The organism is Treponema endosymbiont of Eucomonympha sp., assembly GCF_001028545.1.
In genome coordinates this window covers 1-513 of sequence record NZ_BBPW01000517.1, presented here as the reverse complement: position 1 = coordinate 513, position 513 = coordinate 1, and the positions used below count along the sequence as shown (strand labels likewise).

Here is a 513-nt window from a genome sequence, read left to right as displayed (position 1 = left end):
GAGTTTGTCGACAAGCTCCGTTTCTTTTTCCTCCCATTTGTGGTAGGTGCGGGAGCAGACCTTGCTGACCGTGCTTTTGTCGACGTCGAGAATGCGCGCGGCTTGCCCCATAGTGAGACTGTTGGCGCGGAGGGCGGCGGAGAGGTTCATGCGTTTATCCTTTTGAATTCGACAACGGTAACGAGCGGGTTTTCCAGCCACGGGTACCTGCGTTTCGCGTTCAATTCGTCCCACACGAGGCGAAATCTCTTTTGAAACGTGTATGGCAGGTCGTGTTGGTGGTACCCCTGTTTCTTCACGCCTTCGCGCTCCGCATCCGACTCGCTTATGTGCGGTTTTCGCCATACGGGACGGGGCGACCTCGGCGGCGATATACGACGTTACGGTCGCCGGGTACGCCGGCACGCCGATTGAGCCGGCTGCCGCGGGCTTCACGCTGACGAACGAGGAGTTTAACGCGCCCGGCGCGGACGTTTCGGCGTGGTTCACGAACCTGCCGCCGGGGCTGACCGC

At 60.4% G+C, this 513-nt stretch carries 1 protein-coding gene; it reads left to right on the top strand.

Going from position 1 to position 513, the window contains the following annotated elements; genetic code table 11:
• Positions 1–262: 262 nt before the first annotated feature.
• On the top strand, positions 263–513 hold a 251-nt coding region (locus AWU74_RS07860), incomplete at its 3' end, for a hypothetical protein (RefSeq protein ID WP_162505067.1).